We start from the raw sequence: 25,848 nt of genomic DNA, 5'->3' as shown, positions 1-25,848 counted from the left end.
GGAAAAACGAGCATAACCGTTATTAAATAACAGGTAATTGTCAGTGAGTCTACTCATTTGCTTCAGATAGGCAATATTCTTAGCGGTTTTTTGTCAAATGTTACGATTTTCAGTCAATTTAAAACTTCTGTTTGACGGAAAGGGTACAAACAGCTAATCTAAAAGGGTTGGAACTTTTTAATATCGGCATTTTATTTTTATTTGAGGAGGACAACGATGAAAAAGAGTATCATCGCTCTCATCTTAATCCCGCTTCTTTTTCTCACCGTTCTGCCTGCTTCGGGGACTGCAGCAAAGGAAGAACGTATCTGGCAGGATGAATCTATCTATTATCTTTTAATTGACCGCTATAGTAATCGTGATAATAGCAATGATTATGATGTGGATGTGCGAAATCCAGAGCGTTTTCATGGCGGAGACTTTAAGGGAATTATTGATCGGCTTGATCATATCGAGGATTTAGGGTTTACCACCATTGCATTAAGCCCTGTTTTTGCAAATGGCAAAGATGGCTACCACGGTTATTGGGTAGAAGACTTTTATGAAACAGAAGAGCAGTTCGGTTCGATTGATGAGTTTAAAAAGCTTGTTAAAGAAGCGCATGATCGTGATATAAAAGTTATGATAGATTTTCCGATTAATCACGTAGGTACTTCACACCCATGGGTAAATGACCCTGATAAAGCAGAGTGGTTTATTGATAAGGAACCAATTGAGACAGAAGACAATATGAATAAAGACTGGCTGAATGGACTGCCTGCATTAAATCAAGATCATCCAGAGGTAAAGGAATATTTAATAGATGCAGCAAATTGGTGGATCGATGAAACAAATATTGATGGTTACCGGATTGAAGGTGTGCAGCTAGCATCCCAAAATTTTGTAACTGAGTTTGTTTCAGCAGTGAAAGCTACAAAAAAAGATTTCTATGTATTGGGTGATGTGTGGTCAAATGATCCGAATGAAATCGCTCAATTTGAATCTACCGGGATTGACAGCTTTGCTGACTATCCATCTGTAGCGGCAATGAGAGACTCCTTTAAAGAGCCGGATGTAGCAATGACAGAAACGCTTGCTGATTTGGAAACAAATTTAGATACATATGAAAATCCATATATGATGGCCAGATTTCTCGATAATCAAGATATGGTCAGGTTTACAAGGGATATGATAGAGCTTAATCAGCACCCTGGTCCGCGCTGGAGAAATGCCCTCACCTATTTATTTACTGTGCCAGGGATACCAATCGTTTATTACGCAAGTGAAATTGCGGTTGACGGAGGAGAGACTCCTGATAATAGAAAGCAAATGGATTTCAGAACTGACAAGGAATTAATTGAGTATCTCGGTCAGTTATCTTCTGTCAGAGAACAGCTTCCTTCACTTACAAGAGGCACGATCGAAGTGCTTCATGAAGAGGACGGATTTACAGTTTTTAAACGGGAGTATGAAGAAGAAACATCTGTTGTAGTCATAAATAATACATCCGGAACGAAGGATATTATTCTTACAGCAGATCAACTGGAAGCAAATAAAGAATTAAGAGGCTTACTTGCTGGAGACTTAGTCAAAAGCAATCCAGATGAAGAGTACCATATTGTCTTAGATCGTGAGGAAGCGGAGATTTATGTTTTAACAGATAAAGCCGGCTTCAACTTAACTTATGGAATCACCCTTTTAGCTGTTCTATTTGCATTCTTTTTATTCCTTTTCTTAGCAAAACGAAGAGGAATGAGAAATAATAAAGATTAACCGAATAATTTCTAATTTAATTCAGCGATGTTAATAAGTAAACCGATCTATTACGAATCTCTAAATGAGAATTTCGCAATAGATTGGTTTTTTCTTTGGTTGAAGTACTTCTGTCCCGGCCCCTTTGTTTCTTATTCACTTGATGCGGATTTTGGTTTTCTTGCTGGGAATTTGCCATTTTTTTCAGGAATTTATGTAAACTATCCGTTTACAACCTTCCCGCCATTTACATGAATCACTTGCCCGCTCACATAGCTTGAATCATCACTTGCTAAATAAACATAAGCTGGTGCAAGCTCGAATGGCTGGCCAGCCCGCTTGAACGGTACATTTTTTCTAAACTGAGCGACTTGGTCAGCAGGGAATGTTGAAGGAATTAATGGTGTCCAAATCGGTCCGGGTGCAACAGCGTTGACGCGGATACCCTGATCTGCAAGCGTCAACGATAAAGATCGAGTATAAGACACAATCGCACCCTTCGTAGATGAATAATCAATTAATGTTTTATTGCCAGCGTAAGCAGTAACAGAAGCAGTATTCACGATGGCAGCGCCTGATTGTAAATGCGGCAGAACGGCCTTTGTTAAATGGAACATAGAGAAAATGTTTGTTTTAAACGTTTTTTCCAGTTGTTCTGTACTTATCTCCTGTAAATTTTGCTGCGGGTGCTGTTCACCGGCATTATTTACTAAAATATCGATTTTGCCGAATTGTTCAATCGTTTGCTTCACAACGTCTACGCAAAATGATTCTTGTCCAATATCACCAGGCAGCAATAAGCATTGCTTACCTTCAGCTTCTACATATTTTTTCGTATCTTCGGCATCCTGATGTTCATTTAAGTAAACTACAACAACGTCTGCTCCTTCTTTCGCAAAATAAATAGCGGTTGATTTACCGATTCCGCTATCACCGCCAGTAATAATGGCCACTTTATTATTAAGCTTCCCGGCAGCCTTGTATGAGTCACTAATATAGATTGGCTCAGGGATCATGTCATCCTCTAATCCAGGCTGTTGATTTTGATGTTGCGCTGCAAAGTTTTTTGGAATCTCATTATTGTTTGTCATATATATCCCTCCGTTAGTACATTCATTTCCCTAATTATTATGGGGAAAACATGGAAGGTTTATAAGAAAGAAAAAAGGGAGACTTTAAAATGTCTCCCTTTAGTAAAATATTCAGCGTCCCTTAGCGATAATTGACAAATTGTACATCAACCGTTAAGTCAGCTTCTTTAACTAGACTAATGATCTTTTGCAAGTCATCGCGATTTTTACCAGTCACGCGGATTTGATCTTCTTGCATTTGGCTTTTCACTTTTACGCCGCTATTTTTAATTAAAGTATTAATTTTTTTCGCGTTATCCTTATCAATGCCCTGAACAAGGCTGGCACGCTGTCTTACTGTTCCTCCTGAAGCACCCTCGATTTTTCCATAATCAAGATTTTTAATAGGAATGCCGCGTTTAATCAATTTGCTTAGCAATACATCTTTTAATTGATCAAGCTTGTATTCATCATCGGAAATCAAAACAAGCTCTTCTTTGTCTAATGAAATTTGACTTTTGCTGCCTTTAAAATCATAGCGTGTTTGAATTTCTTTCATTGCAATATTAATCGCGTTTGTTACCTCAGAAAAATCTACTTTCGATACAATATCAAATGAACTATCCTTTGCCATAATATCCTCCCTATCTTTACATTTAAACACTCTTTTTGAAAAGAGGTTTCACTTTATGTTCTCATTATAGTAAAATATAGCATTATTATAAACCCTTGTGTTAATGGGGTTTGAGAAGGGGGATATAAAAACCTCCCCCAAAACCTCCCCCAGTTACATGTTAAGTGCATTTTCGAAAGCTTGTACAGATTCTTCTTCAAGGTCCTTGAAAGAATGACCGTAAATGTCTAAAATCATTTGTGGAGTATTTCCTAATCTGTCAGATATTACTTTTACCGGAATTCGCTGACTAATTAATATCGTTGCATGTGTATGTCTTAGTCCATGCGGTGTGATACGTTTACACCTTGTCCTTTGAACAATTTTATTCATCGTATGTTCAAGCAAGCTTTCGGATATCGGAGTACCTTTTTGATAGGATATAAAAACAAAAGCGTCATCTTTAAGATGTCTACCGAATGAGAGCATTGTTTGTTTGCACCAAGTACGATAAGTTTCCAGTTGTTTTATAAAAGCTTCATCAATTAAAATAGTTCGATAGCTATTTTTGGTCTTAGGAGTTCGAACTCCTTTGTGATCTCTTGTCCGTTCAACAGTCAAGGTTCTCTTATCAAAATTAATGTCCTTCCACTGCAAACCAAGAGCCTCACCTTTTCTAAGACCGGTGTGAGCCAGTAATAAAATCAAAGTATAATTTGTGGTAGTTAATAACTTCTCGCAATTTACAAGAAATTTTTTTAATTCAAGAGCAGTAAAAAAATTATCATTTTTCCGATTTAATTCAATAGTAATCTTATTGAACCTGTTTCTAGGAATGATTTCATCATCTACAGCTGAGTTTATTGCTATTTTAAATATTCTATGAATCAAATGGACAGTAGTTGGTTTATATTTTTTCAAAAGTTCATTTATAAAATCTCGTTTGTACGTGGTTTTTTCTAATTTTTCCAATTTATACTTCCCAAGTAGTGGTTTGATTTGTAAACGAATAGCTGATTCTCTTTGTCGTCTGGTTGATATTTTCCAATCGTTCTTATGTGTTTCATACCAAATATCTAGCCATTCACTTACCGTAAGATTGGAATTTTCCACACGTTTTACTTCACCGTTAAGAATATCTGTTTTGACTTCTAATAATGCTCTATAAGCCTCATTTTCTGTTTTGAAACCTTGTTTTGATTTCTCTTTCCTTTTTCCAAGAGCATCGTAATAACGATATCTATAGCACCATAATTTTTCGTTTTTTACGTTAAAGTAGTAATATAAATCTTTATCTTTTTTTGATTTATTAAGTTTCATTTTTATTTTCCCTTCGTGCGTGGACAGACGCTATATCAGGGAGTATAAGTATGATTAAGTAGCAACACCTCCTTAATAATTTATTTCTATTTTGTGTTTTTTTGGACAACTCTATTAATAACATCTAAAGAAGTGGATATTGTATATAAATATTTTTCAATATCTACTTCAGTAATTCTAATTGGTCCAGAATGTGCAATCAAATTCCTCGTATTTATACACATCAATAATTCAGAGTAAAAGTCCTCCAAAGTTATATCGAAATCTAAATAATTTTTTAGTGAAATGTGAAGCTTGTCAAACATAGAAAGTTTATTTAAATAATCCAAACTTATTTCTGAATTAGAACCCTTATGCTCCATCGCTGCAAATAATACTTCGTTCAAACGCATTTCAAGCGCAGTATATGCTTCTAGGATTACATATTTTATAAGATTTTCATTATAAGCAGTGCTTTTCATCGAATGAAATTGATTGGTAGCATTTTTTAAGAAATGTAAATATAAAGGAGTATTTTCCCAGTGAGATTCTTTATCGAAATATTCATTTTCAATATCATTCCAAGCTGCAATTTTTTCTAAAGTTTTTTGAACACCATTTATGTCGAAATGATAATTTAAAGCATTTTTTATGGTTCTATAATTATACATTTGATTAAAGGATTCAATAAATTCCTTTTTATCTGATTCAGTGTAATCATCCGGTGATTCGAAAAAATCCATCATTTGTTCAATATAGTAATCAGAAGGTGGCTGGTGTAAAGAGTAGTTTATATTAATGAAATGGATGAAAGAGTCGAAAACAATTTTCCTCAGATTAGCATGGAAATACCCCTCATCATCTGTAAGTGTTTTTAATATATTTAATATTTTGTTGATTGATTCGACCTTGTATTGTTCAGCCTTGGCTAGTTCTGAATCTTCATTTAGCAATGTAGAAGTAGAAATATTTAAAGCAGTTGAAATTTTACCAAGAACCTCCAAACTTGCATTATATCTATCGTTCTCAACATCTGCTAAATATGATCTAGAGATGTTAGCCTTTTCAGCTAAAGCCACTTGTGTTAAGCCAGATTTTTTTCTGAAAAATTTAATACTTTTACCCAAAGACATTTGATTTCACCTTCTTTGTCGGTTAGACAAGTATTTTTTATCTACTCATATGATACTATTCAAATGTCGGATAAACAATGTTTGTAATGACGGAAATACAAGTAAAAAATAAGGAAAACGACGGAAATACAAGATATAATAAGTATTTTCCTTATAAATGCTCGAATTTGCTTGAATTTGCTAATTTACACAATGACGGAAATACAATACATTATATTCATGGGAGGTGCGAAATGTTAGACAAAAAGTTTTTGGGACAAGAAATTAAGAAACAACGAAGATCTCTGGGATATACACAGAGTGAAGTATCAGTCGCTACAAAGTTATCACGGAACTACATCTCTGATATTGAAAACGGGCGTTACTCTCCGTCTGTTGATTCTTTATCAAAGATAGCAATTTTTTTTAAAACTTAGATTTAAATTTAATTAAAATGACGGAAATACAAGTGGTTGTTGAAGGTGATAATTATGCCGATTGCTAAAATAAACGTTGATGTCGATCAAACGGAAATTAAAAATCAAATTAACGAGAAAATTGAACACACCCTAAATGAAGTTTTGTTTACTTGGGACATTGAACAAATGTCAAAAAGGACCTGTATGAGTAAGTCCTTTCTCGAAAACGAGTTCTTGGGTGATTCTCGGATGAAGTTGTTGGAGAGAAGAAAGGAAAAGGGCAAAAGGTTTTGGTTTTATGAAGATTCAAAACTAGTTATGAAACAGATTATGGATGAATGGTAAATAAATAAAGCGTGGACAGACGCCAATAATTTGAGGGAGGAACTTAGAATGAGTCAATTAATGAATAGCAACATTAAAATGACTAGCTTAGATATTGCGCAGTTAACCGGCAAACAGCATAAAAATGTTATGGCTGATATTCGTAAAGAAATCAAAGAATTAGGAGAAGAAGTAGGACAGCTCATATTTCAGCCGTCCTCATATATTAACTCACAAAACAAGGAACACCCCTGCTTCTCCTTTGGAAAAGACGGTGCAATGCAACTAGCACTGAAGTACGATGCAAAAACTAGATTCAAGGTAATTCAGAGAATTGAAGAACTAGAAAATAGTTATAGACCATACATCCGCCCTTCTGAGCAAGAAATCAAAAGAATGAACGCAGAAGCAAGATTGGAGAATGCACGAGTAAGAAAAGCAAATACTTATTTAAAATTATCAAACGTGGATACTCTATCAAAAGAGTACAAAAGTATCCTAGTGGCCAAAGCGTCTGAAACATTAAGCGGAGAGAAAATACTTCCATATGCTAAATCCGAACAACAAACCTATTCAGCAAAAAATCTAGGGGAAATGTTTGGTGTATCCCCACAAAGGATAGGGCTCATCACAAACAAACATAATCTAAAAATTGAAGAATACGGTGAGTGGTATCGGGACAAGAGTAGATATAGTTCCAAAGAGATTGATAGTTTTAGATATTTTGACTCAGTAATACCTAGGTTAGAAGAAATTCTAGGCGTGGATAAATCATCGTAAGAAGGAATGACCGATGGAATTTGAAAGTGTGAAAGGGACAGAGGAATATAACCGCATAATAAAACGCGGTGAACATCTATACAACTGTATGTTAAAAGCTTGTGAAGAAGAGAATACCTCAGTATTAGAAATGTTTAATGTGGAAGATTGGGTATCAATTTGTAATTATATTTCTTCTGAAAGTATTAAAAGGCAGCGACAATCAGTAGATACCGCAGAAAAAGCGCTCGATCATTCAGAAATTGCGATTGAAAGTGCAAAGATATGGAAGGGACGTTTTTATGGATTAGCAATTACAGGTCTAATCGTTTTATCTATTATACAGATTTTATAAAAGTCAAAGTAAGAAATTATAGGAAGGATAGGGTGTTAAAATGTCCACATTAAAAGTTATTAACGGAATTTCAAAACCAAAGTTTGATTACTTCGATGCATACTCAAGGATGTACTCAAAAGCAATAAAAGAACTAGTCGATTTTTATCGCAGTAAAGATGAAATAAGCACAGAAATCTTAAAGAAAGTGGTATTTTCAGGGGTTAAAATGATGAATTTGTATGATGTAAAAATGATGAGTAAGACTGAGGAGTCGTTTCTAGCGCAGTTGGAAATATTCAACTTTATAAAGTTATCTATAACACAACTAACTCCATCAGAAGTGGAAAAATTGTTTCCGATAACTAAGGAGTATGACGGAGAACGATTTGAATCAAAGGATTACTTTTTTACAAAAAAATTCAATCTTGAAATTGGTGAGCATAATACTATAGGCGAAAACTTAGATGAATTTTTATGGAATTATCAGAATTGGGATGTGACCCATTTTGCGATAAATGAGTTATGTATTCTGAGTGATATTAGACGGCTTCAAGGCCATAAAGGGTTAATGGATGAGTTTTTAGAGGAACAAGGTGTTCCTACATACACCATGGCTGAAGATCATCAAGGAAAAAATATTTTGATTAACAATCAGACAGGCGAGGAAACTATTGTTAAAAAGAAGAGGCCGCGGTATTTGAAACCTTTATAAAGACGACCTATTAGTCTACAAAATTACATTAAATACCGGAGGATAAAATATGGCTGTATATTTATTTTGCTTAGTATGTTTTGCGGTTGGTGTTATGGTTGGTGATTTCCATGCAAATGAAGGGAGTAAAGGAAATGAATAATGGACAAGCTGCTGTATCTGAGCATATTTCGCTAGAAAGGCTCTGGAGTAAACTAAATGAAGTTTGTCAGCTTTTTGGAGTAGAGGTTACTGAGAATAAGAGCTTTATAGATTTATGGACAGAATGTGTCGAGTATATTGATCCGGAGGTTTTATTAGGTGTAAAAGAAAGGATAGTAGGCAGTGATATTCTTTCTAGTCAAATGGCTAAAACCGTTGAAGAGCGCCTTCAACAGCTGAACAAGTGTTAACACTGCCATAAAATTCTGTAAATGTGTTGGCGCACTTTACAGAAAAAATTAACTAAATCCAAGGCAATTGTATCATTTACATTTTTATTTTGCAATTAGTAATGGGAGATTTTTCTCCCATTACTATGAAATATATGCAAATGGTGGACAAGTATGCCTGTTAAAAAGGGGAAATTATAAATGTAACCAATGGTACATGGGGAAAAAGTTTACGAACTTGCAGAATCGGTTGGAATAAATGGTGGAATTGGCGATAAAGGTTTGAGAATTGGAACAGCTTGTTATGATGCGGGTATGATTTCTATTCTTCGGTTATTTGCAGAAAAGCAAATTGTTGAAGATGATCCAAGCACATTTAAGGAATCAGATATGACAAAATCACTAGCTGTAACTACTCAAGAGAAATTTGATAAGTTATTTAAAACCTTGGATGAAGAACAGCAAAAAATGTTTCTAGAATATGAAGATGAACAGACAAGTTATTTGGGGTGCTCAAGAGAGGATTACTATATACAAGGCTTTATAAGTGGTTTTAGATTTTTAATGCGTGAGATTAAATATGGTACAGGTGACGAGCTACTTAAATAGCTTGAATGGAGGTTTAACATGGCAAGACCAAAAGGAAGGTGTGATTATGGATTACTTATCTGTTTATGAAGCCGCATTAAGGGTTGATGTTATAAATGATTTAGAAAAAAGTCCGGAAATATCCAAGAAATTAGGTGGTTTTAAGGGGAGATTTATTAGTTGGTGTGCGAAAGAAAGAACTATATTCGAAGCTGATTTAGACGATGAATTTCAAGAGTTTGAAGAAAAGTATATAAAAAGTCGGTTATACAACACTAACTTAAAACTGTGGAAATTGATTTCGAAACAAGTGTTTGAAAGAGATGGTTTTACATGTTTTTATTGTGGGCAATATGGCGGAATATTAGAAGTGGATCATTACATTCCTATCTCAAAATGAGGAACAAATGAAACCTCTAATTTAAAAACATCATGCAGAAAGTGTAATCGACAAAAGAAAGATAAAACACCTGAACAATTTAAGGAATGGAGAGAAAAAGATGTCTAAAGAAGCATATTATTTCTCTCATGATGCTAATGCACGTCATGATCCTAAAATCTTGGCGTTACGTAGTGAATATGGAGTTAAAGGATACGGTATTTTTTGGATTATTATCGAAATGTTACGTAATGAAGATGATTACAAATTACCTATAAAAAACTATGTTTGGAATGCAATTGCAATGCAAGTGCAATGCAATGACTTTGCAAAAGATGATGCAAAACAGTTTGTGGAATTTTGCATAAATGAATGTGATTTATTCAAAAATGATGATGAATTTTTTTGGTCAGAATCACTCGTTAAACGTATGGAAAAGAAAGAAAGTGTAAGTCAAAAAAGAAGTGCGGCCGCAAAAGCAAGATGGAGCAAAGCCAATGATACCAATGATTCTGATAATCCAAAGAATGCAAATGTAATGCAAAATGATGCAAATGTAATGCAAAGTGATGCAATAAAAGGAAAAGAAAGTAAAGTAAAGGAAAGTATATATATAGTCTTCGACTATTGGATATCTAAAAAAATAATTAATCATAAAACATTAACTGATAAAACTAAATCACATATACAAGCAAGATTAAAAGAATACACCCTTGATGAAGTTCAAAAAGCGATAGATAACTATGCAAAGGTTCTTTTTGATAATCAATACTATTGGACTCATAAATGGACACTTCAAGATTTTATGAAGCCAAACAACCTTATTCGCTTTTTAGATGAATCAGAACCACTTAAAGTTTTCCAAAGTAGTTCTAATTCGCCTAAATCAACTAAGGGAAATACTCAAGTTGATTTTAATGAGTTTGTGTAGGAGGTTAGGGGATGCTAAGGAAAGAAGTAGCAGAATTGTTACAAACCATTCAAGCAAGCTATCAAAATAAATTTAATGTTAAAGATCCAGCTCGTACTTTAGATATTTGGGAAAAAGTATTACTGAAACATGATTCAAATAAAGTATTTTTTAATTTAGAGAGACACATAGAAACAAACCCATTCCCTCCGACTTTAGCTGATTTAATTAAAGAAAAGCCGATGGATCGTATGAATGCTATCCCAAACGCTGAAGAAACACGCCGATATCTGGATGACTTTGATAATAGACCGGAGCTTACAGATGAACAGGAACAACAAATTAAAATTGAACAGCAAAAAATAAGAAAAATCTTAGGGATACGGTGATTAATATGGGGGTTGCAGAGGAGATATTTTTACACAACATTGAGGCAGAACAATTTTTCCTAGGCATAATGCTGATTGAACCTGATTTGCTAAAGGACTCTAAAATTAAGCCGCATCATTTGTCTGCAGGAAAGCACTACAACCTTCTTTGGGCAATGCAGGATTTAGACCAAAAAGGAATCCAAATCGACGTAATTTCAATTCTGGAGCGAGTTGGGAACAAAGTGGAGAAGATTGGTGGGGCTACTTATCTGAATGAATTAAAGATGAGTATCCCTACCACTGCCAATTATGGCTATTATGAAAAAGTGATTTTGGAGTACTGGCAAAAGAGAGAGGCTATAAGGGTAGCAAATAAAATTAAGGAAGCAGCAATGGGAGAAGAGCCAACGGAAGTTATTCAAACCGGAATCAATGAACTCATGAAGCTTGAGGATACATCAGGGGATGAGGATGATGGAACAATACAAGATGATTTAGTCTCTTTATACCTTGAATTAGAAACACCAAAAGGGGACGTCACAGGGATCCCTACAGGATATACAGAGCTAGATAAAATGACTTCGGGTTTACAGAAGCAGGATTTAATCATTATTGCTGCTCGGCCTTCAGTTGGAAAAACAGCATTTTGCCTAAATATTGCAGAAGCCGTTGCGCAGCAAGAACAATTCGCGGTCGGAATATTCTCTTTAGAAATGAATCGGAAACAGCTTTTAAAAAGAATGATATCCAGTAATGGTCGAGTAGATAGCCAGAGCATACGAACGGGGAGAATTACGGGTAAGGATTGGAGCAAACTCACTTATGCCGTTGGAGACATGGGGAACATGAATCTCCGAATCTATGACAAGCCGGGTATCCGTGTTAATGAAATATGGTCAAAGGTCCGGAAGATGAAAAGAGAATTTGAAGGCAAGGACATTTTGATTATCATTGATTATTTACAACTCATTTCAGGTAATGACAAGCACCGAGGGAACCGTACCCAAGAGATAAGTGAGATCAGCAGAATGTTGAAACATATGGCTAGAGAATTAGACGTCTGTGTGATTGCTCTGAGCCAGCTCTCACGGGCGGTAGAACAAAGACAAGATAAACCGCCCAATGATGAGTGATATACGCGAGAGTGGGCAAATAGAGCAGGATGCGGACGTTATAGGATTCTCATATCGGGATGATTACTACAACAAAGAATCAGAGGATAAAAATATAATCGAAATCATCATAGGGAAACAAAGGAATGGTCCAACAGGAACTGTGCAGCTTGCATTTATTAAGGAATATAACCTCTTTGTTAACCTGGAGAAAAGGCATGACGGTTAGGGACCTTTATCAAGAAGCCATTCTTAATGATTTTTATTCCTTGCAACTGCTCATAAGATTTCTAGTTTACGAGAAAAAGTCAGTTAAGTTAGAGGATCATCACGGAAGGTTGGAGTTTTTCCTACAAGAAAAATTCCAATCAAAAATGAATGAATATTTAATTAAATACGAGGTGGAGAATGACTAATATCTTAGATGCATTGTTAATTGTCCGCGAGATTTATGTCAATATGCCAAAGCGTCATGAAGAAGTACAAAGGCTTATAAAAACATGTGAGCTAGAAATTGATGATTTGCAACATGTAATGGAGTTTGCTTCCCTTAGTGCGAGCAAGGGGTTTGAAATTTACCGTCAAATGAAAGACGTCAGACATAGGCGAAGGCAGTTGAAAAATGAACTTGAAATATTAGAGGTTATCAAGCGATTGCAAACAGTAGGGAAACCATCAGAAAAGGTATTAAATCAAACCATGGGTGATGTAAGGAAAATATTGAATAACCAAGAAAATCGTTGCTATTCCATGAGAGTACGTAAAGATTTACAGGAGCTGGTGAAATGAATAAAAATGATCAAGCAATACTGAATTTAGATAAAACTACAGCTGAAATAAATTTGTCAATAAATGCTACATATGTTGTTTCAGATGGGAAATTGGAAATGTTAAAAATGCCGGAATCAGGATACGGAGAGCATGTTGTCGAGTGGCTTGGAGGAAATATGCATCGGACAATTAACTCTGAGACGAGGAAAGCCGTAAGAGTAAGATAAGGTGATTGATGAGTAAAGGAATTTCCAAAATAAAAAAAGAGCCCATGAAGAGGCTCTGTCTCAAGGGAGGAAGTCTTTAAATAGGAGGTTTATATATTATATGAAATTTATCCATAAGTGCTTGGACAAATTAATTTAATTAACAAAGTAAGCAATTTGTTTCATTGGATAATGCAGTGAGTATTTCGGATAGGAATAAGACTAAATTGGATAAGTTTGCAACGAGAAAAATCGCGATGCTACGCAAAAAAAGAGAAGGTGCAACCGTAAGATGGCAAGGTTGCAACCTCTGATAGGTAGAAGGATAATGGCTGTCGGTTTAAGATAAGGGTGAGGTGAAGATAATGGAATTTTATCAAAAACTAAAAAAGCTGAGAGCAAAAAAAGGATGGTCCCAAGAGGAATTTGCCGAAAAGCTTCAAGTCTCCAGGCAAGCGGTAAGTAAATGGGAGAACGGTCAAGGCTTTCCGGAAACAGAAAAACTGGTGAAAATGAGCAGGCTATTCCAGGTTTCGCTCGATTACCTATTAAAGGATGAAAATCAGCCCTTTGGAGAACAAGGAACGACTGAGGAAGGCTACTATGCCAGTCAGGAAGTTGTGGAATCCTATCTTTTAAATAAGAAGCAGGACGCAAAAAACATCGCAGCTGGAGTAGCTATTCTTATAGCCTCGATCTTATTTCCTATGTATTTTCAAGAAACGTTTAGCTATGTGTTGTTTATGATAGTTGTTGCTGTTGGAGTGGCCATCTTGGTGTGGCATGGCTTAAGCGTAAAATCGTACAAGGAACTTGAAACACAACCATTAGTTTTTGATGATTCGTTTATTCAAGATTTTAGACAGAAAAGCTTGGCCAATCGTAAAAGGTATGTAATATTAATCGTCACCGGAATTGTAATCATTATATTAAGTTTTGGAATACCTTTTTTGACTAACGATACAGGTCATGCAGACAGAGATCCCCTCTTTGCACTAATGCCACTGACATGGGCATTTGCTGTGTACTTATTCATTATTGCAGGGTCGGCAATGGAGGGCGAGCGATTGGTTATTAATAATGAAGAATATGTAAAGGAATACGAGAAATATGAGGAATCGAGCAAACATGGCTGGATTCATGCGGTGATTTGGCCATTGACGACTGTTATATTTCTGGCAATCGGTTTTATTTGGAATGCCTGGCATCCTGGGTGGTTAGTGTTTCTGGTTGCCCCCGTTTTTACAATCGCTTATACGGTCTGGAAAAGTAGCAAAGATTGAATCAAGAGGCTTGGACAAAACTACTTTGCCATTGGTTACAAGAACGCTGGTATGAGTATTAGTTCAAGGGTGATGATATGGAGGTTGAGAACTTGCAACGTATCACCGAACAACGGCTTGTGGCCAAAACAATCCAATACCTCATTTATAGAAATCTGCTCGTCGTTAGATAAAGAGAGGGTCCCCAGGTGCATAAATAAACACAAGGTAGGAGATGTTTACAATTACCATACAGGAGTATTTAGTGCTCTGATACAGGAAAAACATTTATATCTTTTTATCATCTTTTTGAAATAAAAAAATAATCATATCGAGCAAAAATTCTAAAATTATTTGAAGCATCCAATTCAACTCCTTCCTAATTAATTATATTTAGGTTGTGAGGAAAAATGATGCAAAAGTTTTTATTTTCACTACAGGGGTTTTTACGAAACACAAGATAGATTTTGATAAATAAATAAGCCTAACGGTCAAGCCGAGGGCATCAATCATTAAGGAAGCATTTAGCTGCCTATGGTTGGTGCCCTTTTTATTTTCTAATAGGGAGGATTCCAATGAATACCCTACAGGACCAATTAAAAAAGTGGAAAAAAGTAAACCCACTTCCAATCAAAGAGAATAAACTGAAAAGCCAGAAGAAGCCCAGACCAGCGCAAATGAGTGAGAGGGAATGGAAAGAGCTTATGGGGATATACAAACCAACATACAAGCGACATAGAGGTTCATTTAGACAAAAATAAAAGGAGTTGATCATGTTGAGGGTATTAATTGCTGAATATAAAAAGTCTCTCCGTCTAGCTAACAGGATGAAGAGCGATTTAGATAAGAAGGAAACACCCACTCGCCAAGATGAAGAGGACAAGAAAATTATTTCCAGCATGATCAGTGACATGCAATATGCTATTGAATGGATGAAAAGTGGAAGAAATCCTGATTCACGCAGGGGGACAGATAAAGAAGGCGTATATCTTACAGACCCATGTATTTTGGATGTTCTGCCTGTAAATGATGTGGATAAGCCTGTGGATAAAGAATTGTCTTTGCATGAAAAAGACTTAATAGAGGATGCACTATGCACTTTAACAGATAGAGAAAGAGAAGTATTCATGATGATTAAGGTTGAAGGATTAACATTTGAATACACGGCTGATTTGCTTGGAGTGAAGAAAAGCACAATACAAACTCATTTTGAACGGGCCTTAAGGAAAATTGATAATAGAAAGAAGGAGAGCCTTTTCCTCGTTTCGTAATTTCTGTCGTACAAACTATGTATATATGAAGGGGAAAAGAGAAATCTGAATCGTGTATTAAAGCACCTCTTATAATTTAAGAGGTGCTTTTCTGAATCATTTAATAAATTGCATTAGGTAATTTATAACGTCATCATACTTTTCTTGAGACGGTCTAATTCCATCAGTTCCTTCCAAATGCGTTCTTTGATGTAGCTTAACATTTGCTGTTTCCAGAGAGAATTCAAGATTCACAATAGCGGAACCGTTATCTAATTGCGGTATTATCTTTAGGAACTCAACTGATTTGGTGCTTTGAAGAACAGATAAATTTAACCAATAAAGATTGCTTGTTGAAATGCACATATTTCCAGTATCTTTTATAGTGATTTCAGCATATTTCTTTTCATTTTGAGTATCCCGGAACCTTATTCCAACAACATCTCCGATATCATTGCCAGATAAGGTTGTTGCAATTATGGATAAAACTCCTGTACTGATATACTCTTTAGGTGTAATTTCGTTAGAACTTGGAGGATTGAACTTCTTACTTACTTTATCAGTAAAAATATCTATCTCTTTATTAAAATCTTCTAGTTTAGAATATGCCAAATCTCTTTTTTGACTAAGGAGATGCTCTTCAAGATGGTATAGAGAGGATTTGAAATTCTTAATCTCTTCGAATTGTATTTTGGGATTGAAGGAACTAATGAAATTTAATGTGTTAGCAATTCTTCCGGACATTGTGCTTCTTTTTTCATTTGCATCTGCAATATTATCAACATCTTTTAGACGAATGTGTAACAATTTTCTTCTAAAGTCTATCTCAACAATAGTTGGGAAAATTGCATCCTTGTTCCCTTCATTTTTATAATAAAATTCTAGGGGTGTACTATCTAGCAAAAGTAATCTAACGGATTCTAATCCTTCGAGGTTATCTTCAACCCTATAACCACAAATTACAAAATCCTTAGAGATCTCCTTATTAATGTTATTGAGTATTCGGTGTTCTGTAGGAATTCTCCAAGATTTAAACAAAGATTTGGCAAAATCAGAATTAATATAATCAAAACTTGAGGAAGTTAACTTATACAAATGAGAATTAAATAAGGAATCTTCAAAAATTAAAAAGAGAAGTTCGTCTAAATCATATTCAGTAATAAGACCTTCTTCCACTCCGTGGACTAAAGTTTTAGTAACTATAATTGAGGTATCGTCCTTTACAGAATCTGAACGGTACGATGCATAAACCTCCGAAAATGTTGGAAACTTTTTAATATACTTTTCTAATTTCTCTTGAACAATATATTTCTTTAGATATTGATGGAATAGGGAAAGATTTTTCAATAGGTTGTCATGTTTTACTTCATTCATACTTAAAACTCCATTCTGAAAGGATTGTTATTATGAATTTCAAAATTTTCCATCGTGCAAATTACTTGGGCGAATATCCTAGAGATGAATTATTCCATTGCAAAAATGTTGTTTCTACAGGAACAATAATAAATTTTGCTTCAAGGGCCTACATAGTATCAAATATAATGGTAAGACAAAATGGTGAGGTGATTCTAGAAGTTATCTGAAAATAAACACCACCTTAGAATTAAAAAATACTAGTATAAATTTCATTCGACAAAATATTATTTTTTCCTTCAAATTACCTAAGTATAAGTAAAAATATTGTAATTAATGCATCTTTTTGAGGGTGCTTTTTTATTGAAAAAAGTAGAAAAATATCTAAAAATTTCCTCTAAAATAGTTGACGGTGGTAAATGGTTGTAGTATAATTGAATTATAGAAAGGAGGGAGGAACAAGTGGCACAAGCGGCAATTATACTAGGGCTGGTTCTAACATCACTTATGATAATAGAAAAAGTCGTAGACATCGTAACAAAAATAAAAAAGCTCAAAAATGACGCGAACGGAGAGTAAGCAATCATCTTGAGCCGAGGGAGAGAAGTTAAGGGCTTCTCTTCCTTGATAAAATTATAACAGGATGCCACTTGTTATACAAACAAATGAAAAAGTATGAGGGATTCATCGTATTATTGATACTAGGATATTTTCTTTTCATCCAAGAGAGACTACCTGTAGGGTTTCTTACAAATGTTTTAAATGGGGCTTTAATCGTTCTAATGATATTAATGATTATTGATTTATCCTTATCATTGTTTCAGCGATTAAGAAAGAAAGGTGACTGAATGTGACCAAATATAACTTTAATACGATTGAAGAATTAAGAGAGTTTATGGACAAGGACGTTATCGGTACGATTGAAGCAGCTGAAATACTGGAATGTTCTCGACAAAACATAAAAAGGCTGGTCGATAATGGGAAGCTAGTTCCATTAAAAGAATTAGAACGCGATAGGATTTTTTTAAAACAAGATATATTAAACAGAAAAACTGAAATGGATTTAAAGAAAGCATCCAAATAATATTGGGTGCTTTTTTTAAAAGATTTTCGATATTTACCTAAATAGGTTATAATTTATGAGATTTTATAAAACACTGATAGGAGAAAGACAAATTGAAAGAGATACATTGTTATAAGTTTGAAACAGAAATAAACTCTGACATAAATTTAGTATTTGAATGCCTTAACAAAGATAAGCATGTATTGAAATGGAATACACAAATAATAGAAAACTTATATGATGGTCATGAGGATGATTTGAAAGAAGGTTCAACTTTTATAACAAGGCAGAAAATTGGTAAGAAGGTTTATGAATTACAAGGTTCTTACACGAAATATAATCCTCCTTATCACGCAAAGGTTGAAACAGAAACAAAAGAAGGAGTAAGCAGGACAGAATACATTCTAGAAGAGATACCTGATGGAACAAAATTTATTGTGAAAGTTACGTTAGTTCCATCAAATTGGTTTTACATGGTAGTGACTAATATTCTAAAATGGTCTTTTAAGTATATTTATGATGATCAGTTTAATAATTTTATAGAATATGTTTATCAACTTGAATATGAAAGGAACTAGCTATTGTGAAAAAGATGATAAAGGTAAGCCAATTATGAAAGGCGAAACTGTTCAAATTCCGGATGAGAACATGAAGAAATACCTGGAAGATGTAGCGGAGCTTAAAAGTGAGGTTTATGTAATTGAAGGGGGGAATAGTCGTGAATTGATTCGTACTATGAGGACAATTTTATTAAAGTTTGAAGATCAAGAATATCAAGGTAAGGATAATACGACTTATGATTATTTATGTGAGCAGTTCAAAGTTGATGAAAATGAAAATGAAGAAGATGAATAATTAAAAAGAGATGAAGCCGCAAGCAGCAGGCTTTTTTATTTTGTCATTGGGGGAGAGTGCCATGGAGGTAAATAACTTGGACATTTGGCAGCAGAAAATTCAAAGTGATATTGATAAAATCAAAGAAAAAGAAGAAAGACAAGATGTAGCAATCGCTGAATTAACAAAAAGAACTGACTTTCATGAAAGAGACATCAAAGATATTAAGAGCGATTTAACGGAAATTAAAGATGATACTAAATGGTTACGGAGATCGATTACCAACGCATTAATTGTTGCGTTAATCGGTGGAGCCGTAGCCATTTTTTATGCAGCATTTAAAATTGGAGGGGTTTAATTATGATTAACTGGAAAATTCGATTTAAGAACCCTATATTTATTAGCCAGCTATTGCTGTCTTTTATTGTCCCGATTCTTGGATACTTTGGATTAACAGCGCAGGATATAACCACATGGGCGTCATTATTCAGCTTATTGGTTGATGCTTTTTCCAATCCATATGTTGTTGTATTGGTGATTATTAGCGTTTGGAATGCAGTAACTGACCCAACAACAAGAGGCATTAAGGATAGTAACTTAGCAAAGCAATATGAATTTCTTAAAAAATAGGTTGCTCATTCGAGCAGCCTTTTTATTTTATTAAAAATAAGGGAGAGATTGAAATGGTTAAAGTCTATATTGACCCAGGACATGGCGGTACAGACCCAGGAGCGATTGGTAACAGTCTTTATGAAAAACAATTAACATTATCTATAGCATTAAAAATAAAAGCTTATTTGGAAGAGTATGAAGATGTAGAGATTAAAATGAGCCGCACAGGCGATCAAACACGTTCATTAAAACAACGAACAGATGAAGCAAACGCATGGGATGCTGATGTTTTTGTATCTCCACATGTAAATGCTGGCGGCGGTGAAGGGTATGAGGATTTTGTTTATCCAGGTGTTAAAGGAATTACTCTTGAATTACAAGAAGCTATTCACGAAGCTGTAATTAAAGAGACAGGATTTAATGATCGAGGGAAGAAACAGAAGAATTTACATGTTTTACGTGAAAGCCATATGACAGCAATCCTAACCGAAAATGGCTTTATCGACAACAAAGAAGATACTGATAATTTAAAGCAGGCTTCGTTTATTAATAAAATCGCACGCGGCCATGTGAATGGTTTAGTTAAAGTCTATAAATTGAAAAAGAAAAAGGAATCAGAAACTACGCCAAATACTTCATCTAAGACTTATAGGATTGCAAAAGGCGATACATTTTATTCTTTGGCCAAGAAATACAATACAACAGTCTCTAATTTAAGAAAGTTAAATCCAGGAGTCGATGAGAAAAATCTTCAAATTGGCCAAACTATTAAAGTAGCATCCACAACAAAATATCACACTGTTAAATCAGGTGACACTGTTTCACAGTTAGCCAAGAAACATGGCAGTACGATTAAACAAATTCGTGACTGGAACAAACTCGATTCAAAATATACTATCTACCCTAATCAAAAGTTAAGAGTCAAATGATAAAAATTCCCCTACTAAATTAGTAGGGGAGGGTTACATATTTAGTTATAATCACAAGCTTTTTCAAATGGGTTTTTTGGGTTGAAATAACTATGGTTTGGAACAGTATTTACGTAACTCATAGTGTTTTCACACCAAGTCTTACCAGTACTAGGATTGTAGTAATAATAGTAATCTTGCTTTATATTACCCATTACTTTGTGTGTATAAATTTCTCTCATTACCTGTATTTCTACATCAGTACTTTTAACTTCTTCAGCTTGAACCACGTTTACTCCGCCTAATGCAACTACACCAATTAATAAAGCTAGTAAAAAGCATAAATTGATTAATATGATAATTTAAAAAATATAATTTTTTTTGAAAAAAATTGAAAGTTTCACAAAAAGTTCAAAAAAATAAAAAAAGGTAATGAAAAACATTACCTTTTACTCCAATTCCTAATTTATTTTAATATCATAGATAACCCATTTTTTATTTATCAATTCACATTCTAATTTAATATTTTTATCTATGTTAATGTCATAATAACTTACGCTTCTATTTTTGTTTTCAAGTTCATTAATTTTAATGTTCTTAGAATTGTTAAGTGATCCCATTGAAATTTCTGCAACACTGCCTTCTAAATCTGCTGGTGAAGATAAGTTTGTATCTAAATTACTTTCCCACGCATTTATCATTTCTGTTAAGGCATTACCAGAAAAATAATTACTTAGTAATTTCTCAGCATCCTTTTTAGTTTCAATACCTGATTGTTCAAGAAACTGAGGGATAAAAATGTTTCTAGATTTTTCAATTCCAATGTTGACATCATTTATAATTTTGTCATCATCATATAGAGCGGCATTAGCACTTTGGTATGTCATGATCCCGAATAAAGCACCAAACATTAGTAAAAAAGTTGCGGCAAGAATAACAATATTTGATGTTTTCTTTGTGAAATTTAATAGGTTATTTTTCTTTTTTGTTTTAATTGTAATCTCCTCCTCTTGTTCTAAAAGGTTGTTTAATAATTCTTGTTTCTTTTCTGAATTAATCTTGAACCGAGGGAACTTTTTATCAAGATTAAATTCTTTCTCAAACTGATTCATTTCTTATTGAACCCCCTTCAAAATAATTTTCTTTTAATTTTAGCTTTGCTCTGTGAAAAAGAAGGTTAATATTAGATTCTTTATTACCTGTAATTTGGGATACTTCTTTCGTACTTAACTCTAAAATTCCTCGCATTATTACTATTTCCCTATACTTTGTTGGGAGCCTATTAATATTTTTATAAAGCTCAAGTATATTTTCATTATCTATAAATGACGTTTCTAAAGAGGTTGTTTGATGTTTATTTGTGATTTTACTAAATAAGTTGGAGAGCCTTTTCTGTTTTCTTGATTGATCGATAGCAATATTACGAGCGATTTGTATGAGCCAAGTTTTAGGATGTGAGTTGCCTTTAAAGTTGTCTAAATTTCTAATTGCCCTTATAAATACTTCCTGGAGAATATCTTCTACATCACTTTTATCATTAAGATAATATATAAGGTAGTTGTATATATCATCTGCGTAGAGTGAATACCATTCTCTAATAATCTCCTTATTTGACATTTGATTTCTCCTTTTTTATTAATTAGACGGTTATACATTAATTATATTTCAAGAATTTATAAAAAAAATAAAAAATATAAATGATAATAAAAAAGCCCTTCTCATTCGAGAGGGGCTTAATTTTTAAAATTTTTATCCTTTTGATGCGTAAAACCAAGCATGGAAAAGACCAATGATTAAATATTCATCAAGGTAATCTTGTTCAAATATTTTAATTACAACCCTACCTGATCTGTGCTCTATATTCCAATCTGCGATTAAATTATTTAGGTGAAATAGTTGTGCTGGTTCAAATATGTGTTTAATAATATAATAATCTTTTCCATTAAAGTTAAAGTTAACACCCTTCTCTCCGAAGCCATCAAAGTGCTTAGTGTCTAACATAATTAATTCATGATTTGTACCATTATCGGAAAGGTAAGTAATATACACTTTTCTTTTTAATGCTCCCCCGTTTTTGGAGGTAAATCGAACACTTCCATACTCATCTATGATTTGATATCTTATAAAGAAAGGGTTCGAGCGGTCAGTATAGTTATCAATGATTTTTTTAATTACATTATCGTAATATCCTTTTATTTCCCCAATTTTGCTAGTACCTGTGTATATTTTTAGTGTCTTGGTTGATGTCCCTACGATGCTAGTAGGGTAATGATATTGTTTCAAATTATCCCACCTAATAACATTTATTATCGACAGGCTCTATAGGTTGATCCTGTTTGACAATTTAAGTGATATTATGTTCTTCGTTCCAGGTGCCTTTAACTATTTCAGTTTTAAGTCCGTGGTGCTATATGAGAAAAAACTATATGCACTTAATCCCCTACATACAAAATACACTGAAACAAACAACTAAAAAATGCTGGATCTTGAATAGGGGAGTCCTCTTCAATTTCTATATATACCTTAAATAATTCTGTCGTTTTCATTTTCCAACGGGCGACCTCTTTATCTTTATAATAAACTCGTGCCCAATCCATGGGCATTTTCTTTATTACATACCTCTCATCCCTAGATTCAATGAGGAACTCGGGAGCAATATCTTGCAATGTTTGATATGTAACTGTATAAACTTTCTCTTCACCTTTATAACAATTTATTAAGTAATCACTCTGTTTAATCATTTTTAATCTTTTTATAGCTTTATAATTCAATTTTCCTTCAGAAGAATAAGAATTGTATTGTACAAAGCCATCACCTTTAAAAACTGTAGAGTCTAAAATTTGATATAAAATATTTTTATATTCCCTCTTAAATGTTCCAACAACCTCTTTATCGTCATTTATGATATCAACTAATTTTGTTGATACTTTTATTTTTGGTGCATTATAAACATACTTTTTCAATTTAAATCACCTCTACATACCAAGCTAAAAACCTATTAATAAAGTAATTTTACGATATAGTTATTTAGGAAATAATTAAAATTTACACTTGCCAAAACTTTCCTCATAAAAATCTTTCTCATATGATTTAAGTTTGCTTGACTCTTCATTTTCATCCTTTGAACTTGTTTCTTCTGTTGAAGCCGCAATTGATGGTATTTTTTTCAACTTTCCCCCTAGAATGTTGTAAGTTTAACCACTAGGATTTTACCATTATTTATACAAATTTGTAAAAGGATACTCTTATTTTGATTGCAAGTTCGTTTTCTAACTTAGCGACAATTCTGCAAAAGCCAGTGAAATTAATACTATACAAGAGGAAATATACAATGAAAAAACTATTAAAAACTATGAGGAAATTACTTATCCTGAAAGTGCCTTCTCAATAATCTGCAAATCACGTTCAAGAATGATGACTATCATGGGTAAGTATATGGCCTGTTCGATAAGGTCGCGATCATTTTCCGGAATCCTAGTCATGGTCATATCCTTTCTGCAGCAATTATTTTTTCGATAAGCATACATTTCATTTCATAATCAGTTTGGATTTCTACTCTTATTTCTTTTTTTATCATGTCTAAGGTATCTACAATCGCAGTCATATGATTAGTAAAACCATTTTCCCAAGTGGAGATCTTAATGGGCAGGGTGTAATGGTGAGATTCCATAATGACAATTTGTAATTCTTCTAATTGTTGTTCTTCAAGCTGCGGCTTTGATGTTTTGTTGGCATCAAATTGAACATCATTAAGCAACTTCACATGTTCCGGCATAAAAAACGGGCTCTTTAAATTTAGGTCATAGAAGTTAAACTCAATAAAATCAAAAGCAGGAACATATTGTACATATCCAATATGTTCCTGCTGCTTTGAAATAAAGTTTAATCATTTTATCCCACAATCGGACCCGATTACTTTATTTAGTTCGTTTTATTATAAATGGAAATAAAATTATACCCATTACAGAACCTAAGGCAAAACCTAAAGAAATCAAAAACAAGATAGATTATTAACATGCATAAAAGAAATCCTGCCAAAAAAGCTAGTAGAAACTCTTTAGCTTCATTGCTAGTCCCTACCATCTGGTTAAAATAATGCTTCTCCAATCTTAACAATAGTAAATGTAATAATGACTATTGGTAAAGCAACTATTATAGGTACTAATAATTTTCTGTTTTTAAATATAAATTTGGATTTATACTTATTTGGTTCCCCATAACTTTCGTAAGTATCTTTACTAAACAATGTCATAAAAAGGTAAATGTATCCGGGGACAAAGATAAAAATAATGGCTGCTACAAAGAGATAAGGCATAATTTCGTTCATTGTAAACCCTTGTAATTTTAAATTCTCCCCTATTAGCAATATTGCTGCTAAAGGAACACTTCCTACAACGTAAATCATTAATCTATGCTTTTGTTTCTTTTCTTTTTTTGTGCTTTGTCTATATTCTTTAACTGTTTTTATCGCATAAACAGCTAAGAACATCCACAGAATAACCGATATTATTAAAACTAACAAATAATTTCACCTCATTAAACATGTTTGATTAAATATTGCAATCTTTTACATCATTTTATAACAGTTATCCTCCCTTAAACAGATATACGTTTTAAGACACCCAAAGTTCTATCCAATTTTTACTTAAAGCTTTATTCAATTAAATGTCCCTTTAACGGAGCAACTATAATTTTAATCAACAGTTCATTTATAATCCTCATAACTCGAATACGATGATGATGGAGGGTCTAAACCAGTAATCAAATCTCAATCATTTTGGGGAAATGGTGAATGTTTCACATTTAATGTAGAACCATATGTAGATGGATCAGATAATAATACGGAATTTGTAGTTATGACTTCACGTGACATCGTTGGCACAATTAAATTTGAATTATGGGATTAACTAGTTGTAGAAAAGAAAAAATACCTCGAGTGAGTATTCACTTAAGAGATATTTTTTATGGAAAGAAAAATAATTTAAGCTACAAGAAACATACCTATACAACTAAGTATAAATAGTAAACCTAAACTCCAAAGAACAATAATTTGTCCAGTTTTACTTTTGTGATATAAATAGACAAGAATAAAAAAATAGCAGCAGCTATACAGATGAATGTCATCCCTTGAATTGTTTCTTCTGTTGAATACATTTTATTGTAGATAATAAACATTAATCCCCATGATAAAACTACGAAAATACCATAAAAATTAAGAAATTTTTTGGGGCTATCCATATTTCTACCTCCGTTAATTATTTTCTACCTATTCTTATAACCTTTTGTTGAAAGTTTTTGTCAGTTTATTTTTATAATTTTACCATTTTTTTAAGTTTGTTTGAAACTTAGTTTAACACAGCTTTCCTAATAGCCAAATAGTTTGTAAGCTATTATTATGGTAGGTTAACCGGGGTTAATAGAATACGCACTTGGTTCAGTTCAGCCCTTTCCATCACGTGAAAATTTGAATTAGGGGCAATAC

39 protein-coding genes and 3 pseudogenes are annotated in these 25,848 nt (G+C 33.5%); 27 read left to right on the top strand and 15 right to left on the bottom strand.

The features are described 5' to 3' along the window. The first annotated feature begins 216 nt into the window (after positions 1-216). Positions 217-1,752 (top strand): alpha-amylase family glycosyl hydrolase, encoded by a 1,536-nt coding sequence (locus tag CWS20_RS22545; RefSeq protein ID WP_066196044.1) that lies wholly within the window; start codon positions 217-219, stop codon positions 1,750-1,752. A 200-nt stretch (positions 1,753-1,952) separates the two neighbouring features. Here CWS20_RS22545 and CWS20_RS22540 read toward each other — a convergent pair whose 3' ends face one another. The 4 genes from CWS20_RS22540 to CWS20_RS22525 form a co-directional block, all read right to left on the bottom strand. After that, positions 1,953-2,822: an SDR family oxidoreductase gene (locus tag CWS20_RS22540; protein WP_066196047.1), complete on the bottom strand. Its 870-nt coding sequence runs from the start codon at positions 2,820-2,822 to the stop codon at positions 1,953-1,955. Between the two features lie 121 nt (positions 2,823-2,943). Next, positions 2,944-3,435, bottom strand: a complete 492-nt coding sequence (locus tag CWS20_RS22535; protein ID WP_066196050.1) for a YajQ family cyclic di-GMP-binding protein — start codon at positions 3,433-3,435, stop codon at positions 2,944-2,946. 153 nt (positions 3,436-3,588) lie between these two features. Continuing rightward, positions 3,589-4,734, bottom strand: a complete 1,146-nt coding sequence (locus CWS20_RS22530; RefSeq protein WP_066196053.1) for a tyrosine-type recombinase/integrase — start codon at positions 4,732-4,734, stop codon at positions 3,589-3,591. Between the two features lie 86 nt (positions 4,735-4,820). Beyond that, complete coding sequence (locus CWS20_RS22525) at positions 4,821-5,846, bottom strand: helix-turn-helix domain-containing protein (RefSeq protein ID WP_066196056.1); 1,026 nt, start codon at positions 5,844-5,846, stop codon at positions 4,821-4,823. 77 nt (positions 5,847-5,923) lie between these two features. Between CWS20_RS22525 and CWS20_RS29225 the strand changes: the two genes are divergently transcribed. The 18 genes and pseudogenes from CWS20_RS29225 to CWS20_RS22440 all read left to right on the top strand — a co-directional run bounded on the left by CWS20_RS29225 (position 5,924) and on the right by CWS20_RS22440 (position 15,617). Then, positions 5,924-6,262 carry a helix-turn-helix domain-containing protein gene (locus tag CWS20_RS29225; RefSeq protein ID WP_338064080.1) on the top strand — a complete coding sequence of 113 codons (339 nt, stop codon included), beginning with the start codon at positions 5,924-5,926 and terminating at the stop codon, positions 6,260-6,262. A gap of 54 nt (positions 6,263-6,316) precedes the next feature. Next, positions 6,317-6,589 (top strand): hypothetical protein, encoded by a 273-nt coding sequence (locus CWS20_RS22515; RefSeq protein WP_066196060.1) that lies wholly within the window; start codon positions 6,317-6,319, stop codon positions 6,587-6,589. A gap of 48 nt (positions 6,590-6,637) precedes the next feature. Then, positions 6,638-7,348 (top strand): Rha family transcriptional regulator, encoded by a 711-nt coding sequence (locus CWS20_RS22510; RefSeq protein WP_066196063.1) that lies wholly within the window; start codon positions 6,638-6,640, stop codon positions 7,346-7,348. A gap of 13 nt (positions 7,349-7,361) precedes the next feature. Further along, entirely contained in the window at positions 7,362-7,682 is a 321-nt protein-coding gene (locus CWS20_RS22505; protein ID WP_066196066.1) for a hypothetical protein, read from the top strand. A gap of 40 nt (positions 7,683-7,722) precedes the next feature. Beyond that, positions 7,723-8,376, top strand: coding sequence for a hypothetical protein (locus CWS20_RS22500; RefSeq protein WP_066196068.1), 654 nt, complete (start codon positions 7,723-7,725; stop codon positions 8,374-8,376). A gap of 134 nt (positions 8,377-8,510) precedes the next feature. Next, complete coding sequence (locus CWS20_RS22495) at positions 8,511-8,768, top strand: hypothetical protein (RefSeq protein WP_066196071.1); 258 nt, start codon at positions 8,511-8,513, stop codon at positions 8,766-8,768. Positions 8,769-8,957: 189 nt separating this feature from the next. Next, positions 8,958-9,356 (top strand): DUF6809 family protein, encoded by a 399-nt coding sequence (locus tag CWS20_RS22490; RefSeq protein WP_066196074.1) that lies wholly within the window; start codon positions 8,958-8,960, stop codon positions 9,354-9,356. Between the two features lie 46 nt (positions 9,357-9,402). Next, on the top strand, positions 9,403-9,735 hold the full coding sequence (locus CWS20_RS22485; protein ID WP_142385411.1) for an HNH endonuclease: 333 nt from the start codon (positions 9,403-9,405) through the stop codon (positions 9,733-9,735). 6 nt (positions 9,736-9,741) lie between these two features. Continuing rightward, positions 9,742-9,843: pseudogene (locus CWS20_RS29375) on the top strand (hypothetical protein); the annotation flags it as partial. Beyond that, positions 9,836-10,645 (top strand): DUF4373 domain-containing protein, encoded by an 810-nt coding sequence (locus tag CWS20_RS22480; protein WP_066196080.1) that lies wholly within the window; start codon positions 9,836-9,838, stop codon positions 10,643-10,645. The pseudogene CWS20_RS29375 and the gene CWS20_RS22480, both read left to right, overlap by 8 nt. An 11-nt stretch (positions 10,646-10,656) precedes the next feature. Then, the gene (locus CWS20_RS22475; RefSeq protein WP_066196082.1) at positions 10,657-11,013 is read left to right on the top strand and encodes a replicative helicase loader/inhibitor; all 357 of its coding nucleotides are present in this window, start codon (positions 10,657-10,659) and stop codon (positions 11,011-11,013) included. 5 nt (positions 11,014-11,018) lie between these two features. Further along, a pseudogene (gene dnaB / locus CWS20_RS22470) lies at positions 11,019-12,336 on the top strand (replicative DNA helicase). Next, positions 12,326-12,523 carry a hypothetical protein gene (locus tag CWS20_RS22465; RefSeq protein WP_066196085.1) on the top strand — a complete coding sequence of 66 codons (198 nt, stop codon included), beginning with the start codon at positions 12,326-12,328 and terminating at the stop codon, positions 12,521-12,523. The pseudogene dnaB and the gene CWS20_RS22465 overlap by 11 nt, the downstream one beginning before the upstream one ends. Beyond that, positions 12,516-12,896: a hypothetical protein gene (locus CWS20_RS22460; protein WP_066196088.1), complete on the top strand. Its 381-nt coding sequence runs from the start codon at positions 12,516-12,518 to the stop codon at positions 12,894-12,896. Before CWS20_RS22465 ends, CWS20_RS22460 begins: the two co-directional genes overlap by 8 nt. Beyond that, a complete protein-coding gene (locus CWS20_RS22455) occupies positions 12,893-13,105 on the top strand; it encodes a DUF3954 domain-containing protein (RefSeq protein WP_066196090.1) in 213 nt (70 codons plus the stop codon). Before CWS20_RS22460 ends, CWS20_RS22455 begins: the two co-directional genes overlap by 4 nt. Positions 13,106-13,449: 344 nt before the next feature. After that, complete coding sequence (locus tag CWS20_RS22450) at positions 13,450-14,367, top strand: helix-turn-helix domain-containing protein (protein WP_066196095.1); 918 nt, start codon at positions 13,450-13,452, stop codon at positions 14,365-14,367. A gap of 554 nt (positions 14,368-14,921) precedes the next feature. Continuing rightward, complete coding sequence (locus CWS20_RS22445) at positions 14,922-15,107, top strand: hypothetical protein (RefSeq protein ID WP_066196098.1); 186 nt, start codon at positions 14,922-14,924, stop codon at positions 15,105-15,107. 12 nt (positions 15,108-15,119) lie between these two features. Then, a complete protein-coding gene (locus CWS20_RS22440; protein WP_083957338.1) occupies positions 15,120-15,617 on the top strand; it encodes a sigma-70 family RNA polymerase sigma factor in 498 nt (165 codons plus the stop codon). A 96-nt stretch (positions 15,618-15,713) separates the two neighbouring features. Here CWS20_RS22440 and CWS20_RS22435 read toward each other — a convergent pair whose 3' ends face one another. After that, positions 15,714-16,970 (bottom strand): hypothetical protein, encoded by a 1,257-nt coding sequence (locus CWS20_RS22435; RefSeq protein ID WP_066196102.1) that lies wholly within the window; start codon positions 16,968-16,970, stop codon positions 15,714-15,716. Positions 16,971-17,599: 629 nt separating this feature from the next. On the opposite strand from CWS20_RS22435, the gene CWS20_RS22430 reads away from it, so the two are divergent. The 7 genes from CWS20_RS22430 to CWS20_RS22400 all read left to right on the top strand — a co-directional run bounded on the left by CWS20_RS22430 (position 17,600) and on the right by CWS20_RS22400 (position 20,387). Further along, on the top strand, positions 17,600-17,797 hold the full coding sequence (locus CWS20_RS22430) for a hypothetical protein (RefSeq protein ID WP_066196108.1): 198 nt from the start codon (positions 17,600-17,602) through the stop codon (positions 17,795-17,797). A gap of 47 nt (positions 17,798-17,844) precedes the next feature. After that, a complete protein-coding gene (locus tag CWS20_RS22425; protein WP_066201481.1) occupies positions 17,845-18,033 on the top strand; it encodes a helix-turn-helix domain-containing protein in 189 nt (62 codons plus the stop codon). 92 nt (positions 18,034-18,125) lie between these two features. Continuing rightward, positions 18,126-18,590 carry an SRPBCC domain-containing protein gene (locus CWS20_RS22420; protein WP_066196111.1) on the top strand — a complete coding sequence of 155 codons (465 nt, stop codon included), beginning with the start codon at positions 18,126-18,128 and terminating at the stop codon, positions 18,588-18,590. 34 nt (positions 18,591-18,624) lie between these two features. Then, a complete protein-coding gene (locus tag CWS20_RS22415; protein ID WP_083957489.1) occupies positions 18,625-18,867 on the top strand; it encodes a hypothetical protein in 243 nt (80 codons plus the stop codon). A 61-nt stretch (positions 18,868-18,928) separates the two neighbouring features. After that, positions 18,929-19,204: a hemolysin XhlA family protein gene (locus CWS20_RS22410; RefSeq protein ID WP_066196118.1), complete on the top strand. Its 276-nt coding sequence runs from the start codon at positions 18,929-18,931 to the stop codon at positions 19,202-19,204. A 2-nt stretch (positions 19,205-19,206) separates the two neighbouring features. Next, the gene (locus CWS20_RS22405) at positions 19,207-19,476 is read left to right on the top strand and encodes a phage holin (RefSeq protein ID WP_066196122.1); all 270 of its coding nucleotides are present in this window, start codon (positions 19,207-19,209) and stop codon (positions 19,474-19,476) included. A 53-nt stretch (positions 19,477-19,529) separates the two neighbouring features. Next, positions 19,530-20,387 (top strand): N-acetylmuramoyl-L-alanine amidase, encoded by an 858-nt coding sequence (locus CWS20_RS22400; protein ID WP_066196125.1) that lies wholly within the window; start codon positions 19,530-19,532, stop codon positions 20,385-20,387. A 41-nt stretch (positions 20,388-20,428) separates the two neighbouring features. On the opposite strand, the gene CWS20_RS22395 is transcribed toward CWS20_RS22400, so the two are convergent. The 9 genes from CWS20_RS22395 to CWS20_RS22365 all read right to left on the bottom strand — a co-directional run bounded on the left by CWS20_RS22395 (position 20,429) and on the right by CWS20_RS22365 (position 24,888). Then, positions 20,429-20,656 carry a hypothetical protein gene (locus tag CWS20_RS22395; RefSeq protein ID WP_066196128.1) on the bottom strand — a complete coding sequence of 76 codons (228 nt, stop codon included), beginning with the start codon at positions 20,654-20,656 and terminating at the stop codon, positions 20,429-20,431. Positions 20,657-20,827: 171 nt separating this feature from the next. Next, on the bottom strand, positions 20,828-21,478 hold the full coding sequence (locus CWS20_RS22390; protein ID WP_066196130.1) for a hypothetical protein: 651 nt from the start codon (positions 21,476-21,478) through the stop codon (positions 20,828-20,830). Next, positions 21,465-21,983, bottom strand: coding sequence for an RNA polymerase sigma factor (locus tag CWS20_RS22385; RefSeq protein ID WP_066196133.1), 519 nt, complete (start codon positions 21,981-21,983; stop codon positions 21,465-21,467). Before CWS20_RS22385 ends, CWS20_RS22390 begins: the two co-directional genes overlap by 14 nt. Positions 21,984-22,115: 132 nt before the next feature. Further along, the gene (locus tag CWS20_RS22380; RefSeq protein ID WP_066196136.1) at positions 22,116-22,649 is read right to left on the bottom strand and encodes a tubby C-terminal domain-like protein; all 534 of its coding nucleotides are present in this window, start codon (positions 22,647-22,649) and stop codon (positions 22,116-22,118) included. Between the two features lie 149 nt (positions 22,650-22,798). Further along, a complete protein-coding gene (locus tag CWS20_RS22375; protein WP_066196139.1) occupies positions 22,799-23,329 on the bottom strand; it encodes a tubby C-terminal domain-like protein in 531 nt (176 codons plus the stop codon). 75 nt (positions 23,330-23,404) lie between these two features. Further along, complete coding sequence (locus CWS20_RS29095; protein ID WP_276328334.1) at positions 23,405-23,536, bottom strand: hypothetical protein; 132 nt, start codon at positions 23,534-23,536, stop codon at positions 23,405-23,407. A 195-nt stretch (positions 23,537-23,731) separates the two neighbouring features. After that, positions 23,732-23,848 carry a YhjD family protein gene (locus tag CWS20_RS29515; protein WP_491523030.1) on the bottom strand — a complete coding sequence of 39 codons (117 nt, stop codon included), beginning with the start codon at positions 23,846-23,848 and terminating at the stop codon, positions 23,732-23,734. A gap of 2 nt (positions 23,849-23,850) precedes the next feature. After that, positions 23,851-24,141: a YolD-like family protein gene (locus CWS20_RS22370; RefSeq protein ID WP_066196142.1), complete on the bottom strand. Its 291-nt coding sequence runs from the start codon at positions 24,139-24,141 to the stop codon at positions 23,851-23,853. A gap of 312 nt (positions 24,142-24,453) precedes the next feature. Then, complete coding sequence (locus tag CWS20_RS22365) at positions 24,454-24,888, bottom strand: hypothetical protein (RefSeq protein ID WP_066196145.1); 435 nt, start codon at positions 24,886-24,888, stop codon at positions 24,454-24,456. Positions 24,889-25,105: 217 nt separating this feature from the next. Between CWS20_RS22365 and CWS20_RS29510 the strand changes: the two are divergent. After that, positions 25,106-25,273 (top strand): annotated as a pseudogene (locus tag CWS20_RS29510) (YndA family protein); the annotation flags it as partial. 121 nt (positions 25,274-25,394) lie between these two features. Here CWS20_RS29510 and CWS20_RS22360 read toward each other — a convergent pair. Next, positions 25,395-25,604, bottom strand: coding sequence for a hypothetical protein (locus CWS20_RS22360; RefSeq protein WP_066196147.1), 210 nt, complete (start codon positions 25,602-25,604; stop codon positions 25,395-25,397). Positions 25,605-25,848: the final 244 nt, after the last annotated feature.

This window comes from Cytobacillus horneckiae, assembly GCF_002835735.1.
Lineage (GTDB): Bacteria > Bacillota > Bacilli > Bacillales > Cytobacillaceae > Cytobacillus > Cytobacillus horneckiae.
The sequence above is the reverse complement of the archived record's forward strand: the minus strand, read 5'-3'. Positions and strand labels throughout refer to the sequence as shown.

What these genes read in the sequence shown, in the direction of transcription:
- CWS20_RS22545 (WP_066196044.1), top strand. Translation starts at nt 217, where the DNA reads ATGAAAAAGAGTATCATCGCTCTCATCTTAATCCCGCTTCTTTTTCTC.
- CWS20_RS22540 (WP_066196047.1), bottom strand. Translation starts at nt 2,822, where the DNA reads ATGACAAACAATAATGAGATTCCAAAAAACTTTGCAGCGCAACATCAA.
- CWS20_RS22535 (WP_066196050.1), bottom strand. Translation starts at nt 3,435, where the DNA reads ATGGCAAAGGATAGTTCATTTGATATTGTATCGAAAGTAGATTTTTCT.
- CWS20_RS22530 (WP_066196053.1), bottom strand. Translation starts at nt 4,734, where the DNA reads ATGAAACTTAATAAATCAAAAAAAGATAAAGATTTATATTACTACTTT.
- CWS20_RS22525 (WP_066196056.1), bottom strand. Translation starts at nt 5,846, where the DNA reads ATGTCTTTGGGTAAAAGTATTAAATTTTTCAGAAAAAAATCTGGCTTA.
- CWS20_RS29225 (WP_338064080.1), top strand. Translation starts at nt 5,924, where the DNA reads ATGTTTGTAATGACGGAAATACAAGTAAAAAATAAGGAAAACGACGGA.
- CWS20_RS22515 (WP_066196060.1), top strand. Translation starts at nt 6,317, where the DNA reads ATGCCGATTGCTAAAATAAACGTTGATGTCGATCAAACGGAAATTAAA.
- CWS20_RS22510 (WP_066196063.1), top strand. Translation starts at nt 6,638, where the DNA reads ATGAGTCAATTAATGAATAGCAACATTAAAATGACTAGCTTAGATATT.
- CWS20_RS22505 (WP_066196066.1), top strand. Translation starts at nt 7,362, where the DNA reads ATGGAATTTGAAAGTGTGAAAGGGACAGAGGAATATAACCGCATAATA.
- CWS20_RS22500 (WP_066196068.1), top strand. Translation starts at nt 7,723, where the DNA reads ATGTCCACATTAAAAGTTATTAACGGAATTTCAAAACCAAAGTTTGAT.
- CWS20_RS22495 (WP_066196071.1), top strand. Translation starts at nt 8,511, where the DNA reads ATGAATAATGGACAAGCTGCTGTATCTGAGCATATTTCGCTAGAAAGG.
- CWS20_RS22490 (WP_066196074.1), top strand. Translation starts at nt 8,958, where the DNA reads ATGGTACATGGGGAAAAAGTTTACGAACTTGCAGAATCGGTTGGAATA.
- CWS20_RS22485 (WP_142385411.1), top strand. Translation starts at nt 9,403, where the DNA reads ATGGATTACTTATCTGTTTATGAAGCCGCATTAAGGGTTGATGTTATA.
- CWS20_RS22480 (WP_066196080.1), top strand. Translation starts at nt 9,836, where the DNA reads ATGTCTAAAGAAGCATATTATTTCTCTCATGATGCTAATGCACGTCAT.
- CWS20_RS22475 (WP_066196082.1), top strand. Translation starts at nt 10,657, where the DNA reads ATGCTAAGGAAAGAAGTAGCAGAATTGTTACAAACCATTCAAGCAAGC.
- CWS20_RS22465 (WP_066196085.1), top strand. Translation starts at nt 12,326, where the DNA reads ATGACGGTTAGGGACCTTTATCAAGAAGCCATTCTTAATGATTTTTAT.
- CWS20_RS22460 (WP_066196088.1), top strand. Translation starts at nt 12,516, where the DNA reads ATGACTAATATCTTAGATGCATTGTTAATTGTCCGCGAGATTTATGTC.
- CWS20_RS22455 (WP_066196090.1), top strand. Translation starts at nt 12,893, where the DNA reads ATGAATAAAAATGATCAAGCAATACTGAATTTAGATAAAACTACAGCT.
- CWS20_RS22450 (WP_066196095.1), top strand. Translation starts at nt 13,450, where the DNA reads ATGGAATTTTATCAAAAACTAAAAAAGCTGAGAGCAAAAAAAGGATGG.
- CWS20_RS22445 (WP_066196098.1), top strand. Translation starts at nt 14,922, where the DNA reads ATGAATACCCTACAGGACCAATTAAAAAAGTGGAAAAAAGTAAACCCA.
- CWS20_RS22440 (WP_083957338.1), top strand. Translation starts at nt 15,120, where the DNA reads ATGTTGAGGGTATTAATTGCTGAATATAAAAAGTCTCTCCGTCTAGCT.
- CWS20_RS22435 (WP_066196102.1), bottom strand. Translation starts at nt 16,970, where the DNA reads ATGAATGAAGTAAAACATGACAACCTATTGAAAAATCTTTCCCTATTC.
- CWS20_RS22425 (WP_066201481.1), top strand. Translation starts at nt 17,845, where the DNA reads ATGGACAAGGACGTTATCGGTACGATTGAAGCAGCTGAAATACTGGAA.
- CWS20_RS22415 (WP_083957489.1), top strand. Translation starts at nt 18,625, where the DNA reads ATGAAAGGCGAAACTGTTCAAATTCCGGATGAGAACATGAAGAAATAC.
- CWS20_RS22410 (WP_066196118.1), top strand. Translation starts at nt 18,929, where the DNA reads ATGGAGGTAAATAACTTGGACATTTGGCAGCAGAAAATTCAAAGTGAT.
- CWS20_RS22405 (WP_066196122.1), top strand. Translation starts at nt 19,207, where the DNA reads ATGATTAACTGGAAAATTCGATTTAAGAACCCTATATTTATTAGCCAG.
- CWS20_RS22400 (WP_066196125.1), top strand. Translation starts at nt 19,530, where the DNA reads ATGGTTAAAGTCTATATTGACCCAGGACATGGCGGTACAGACCCAGGA.
- CWS20_RS22390 (WP_066196130.1), bottom strand. Translation starts at nt 21,478, where the DNA reads ATGAATCAGTTTGAGAAAGAATTTAATCTTGATAAAAAGTTCCCTCGG.
- CWS20_RS22385 (WP_066196133.1), bottom strand. Translation starts at nt 21,983, where the DNA reads ATGTCAAATAAGGAGATTATTAGAGAATGGTATTCACTCTACGCAGAT.
- CWS20_RS29515 (WP_491523030.1), bottom strand. Translation starts at nt 23,848, where the DNA reads ATGACTAGGATTCCGGAAAATGATCGCGACCTTATCGAACAGGCCATA.
- CWS20_RS22370 (WP_066196142.1), bottom strand. Translation starts at nt 24,141, where the DNA reads ATGCCGGAACATGTGAAGTTGCTTAATGATGTTCAATTTGATGCCAAC.
- CWS20_RS22360 (WP_066196147.1), bottom strand. Translation starts at nt 25,604, where the DNA reads ATGGATAGCCCCAAAAAATTTCTTAATTTTTATGGTATTTTCGTAGTT.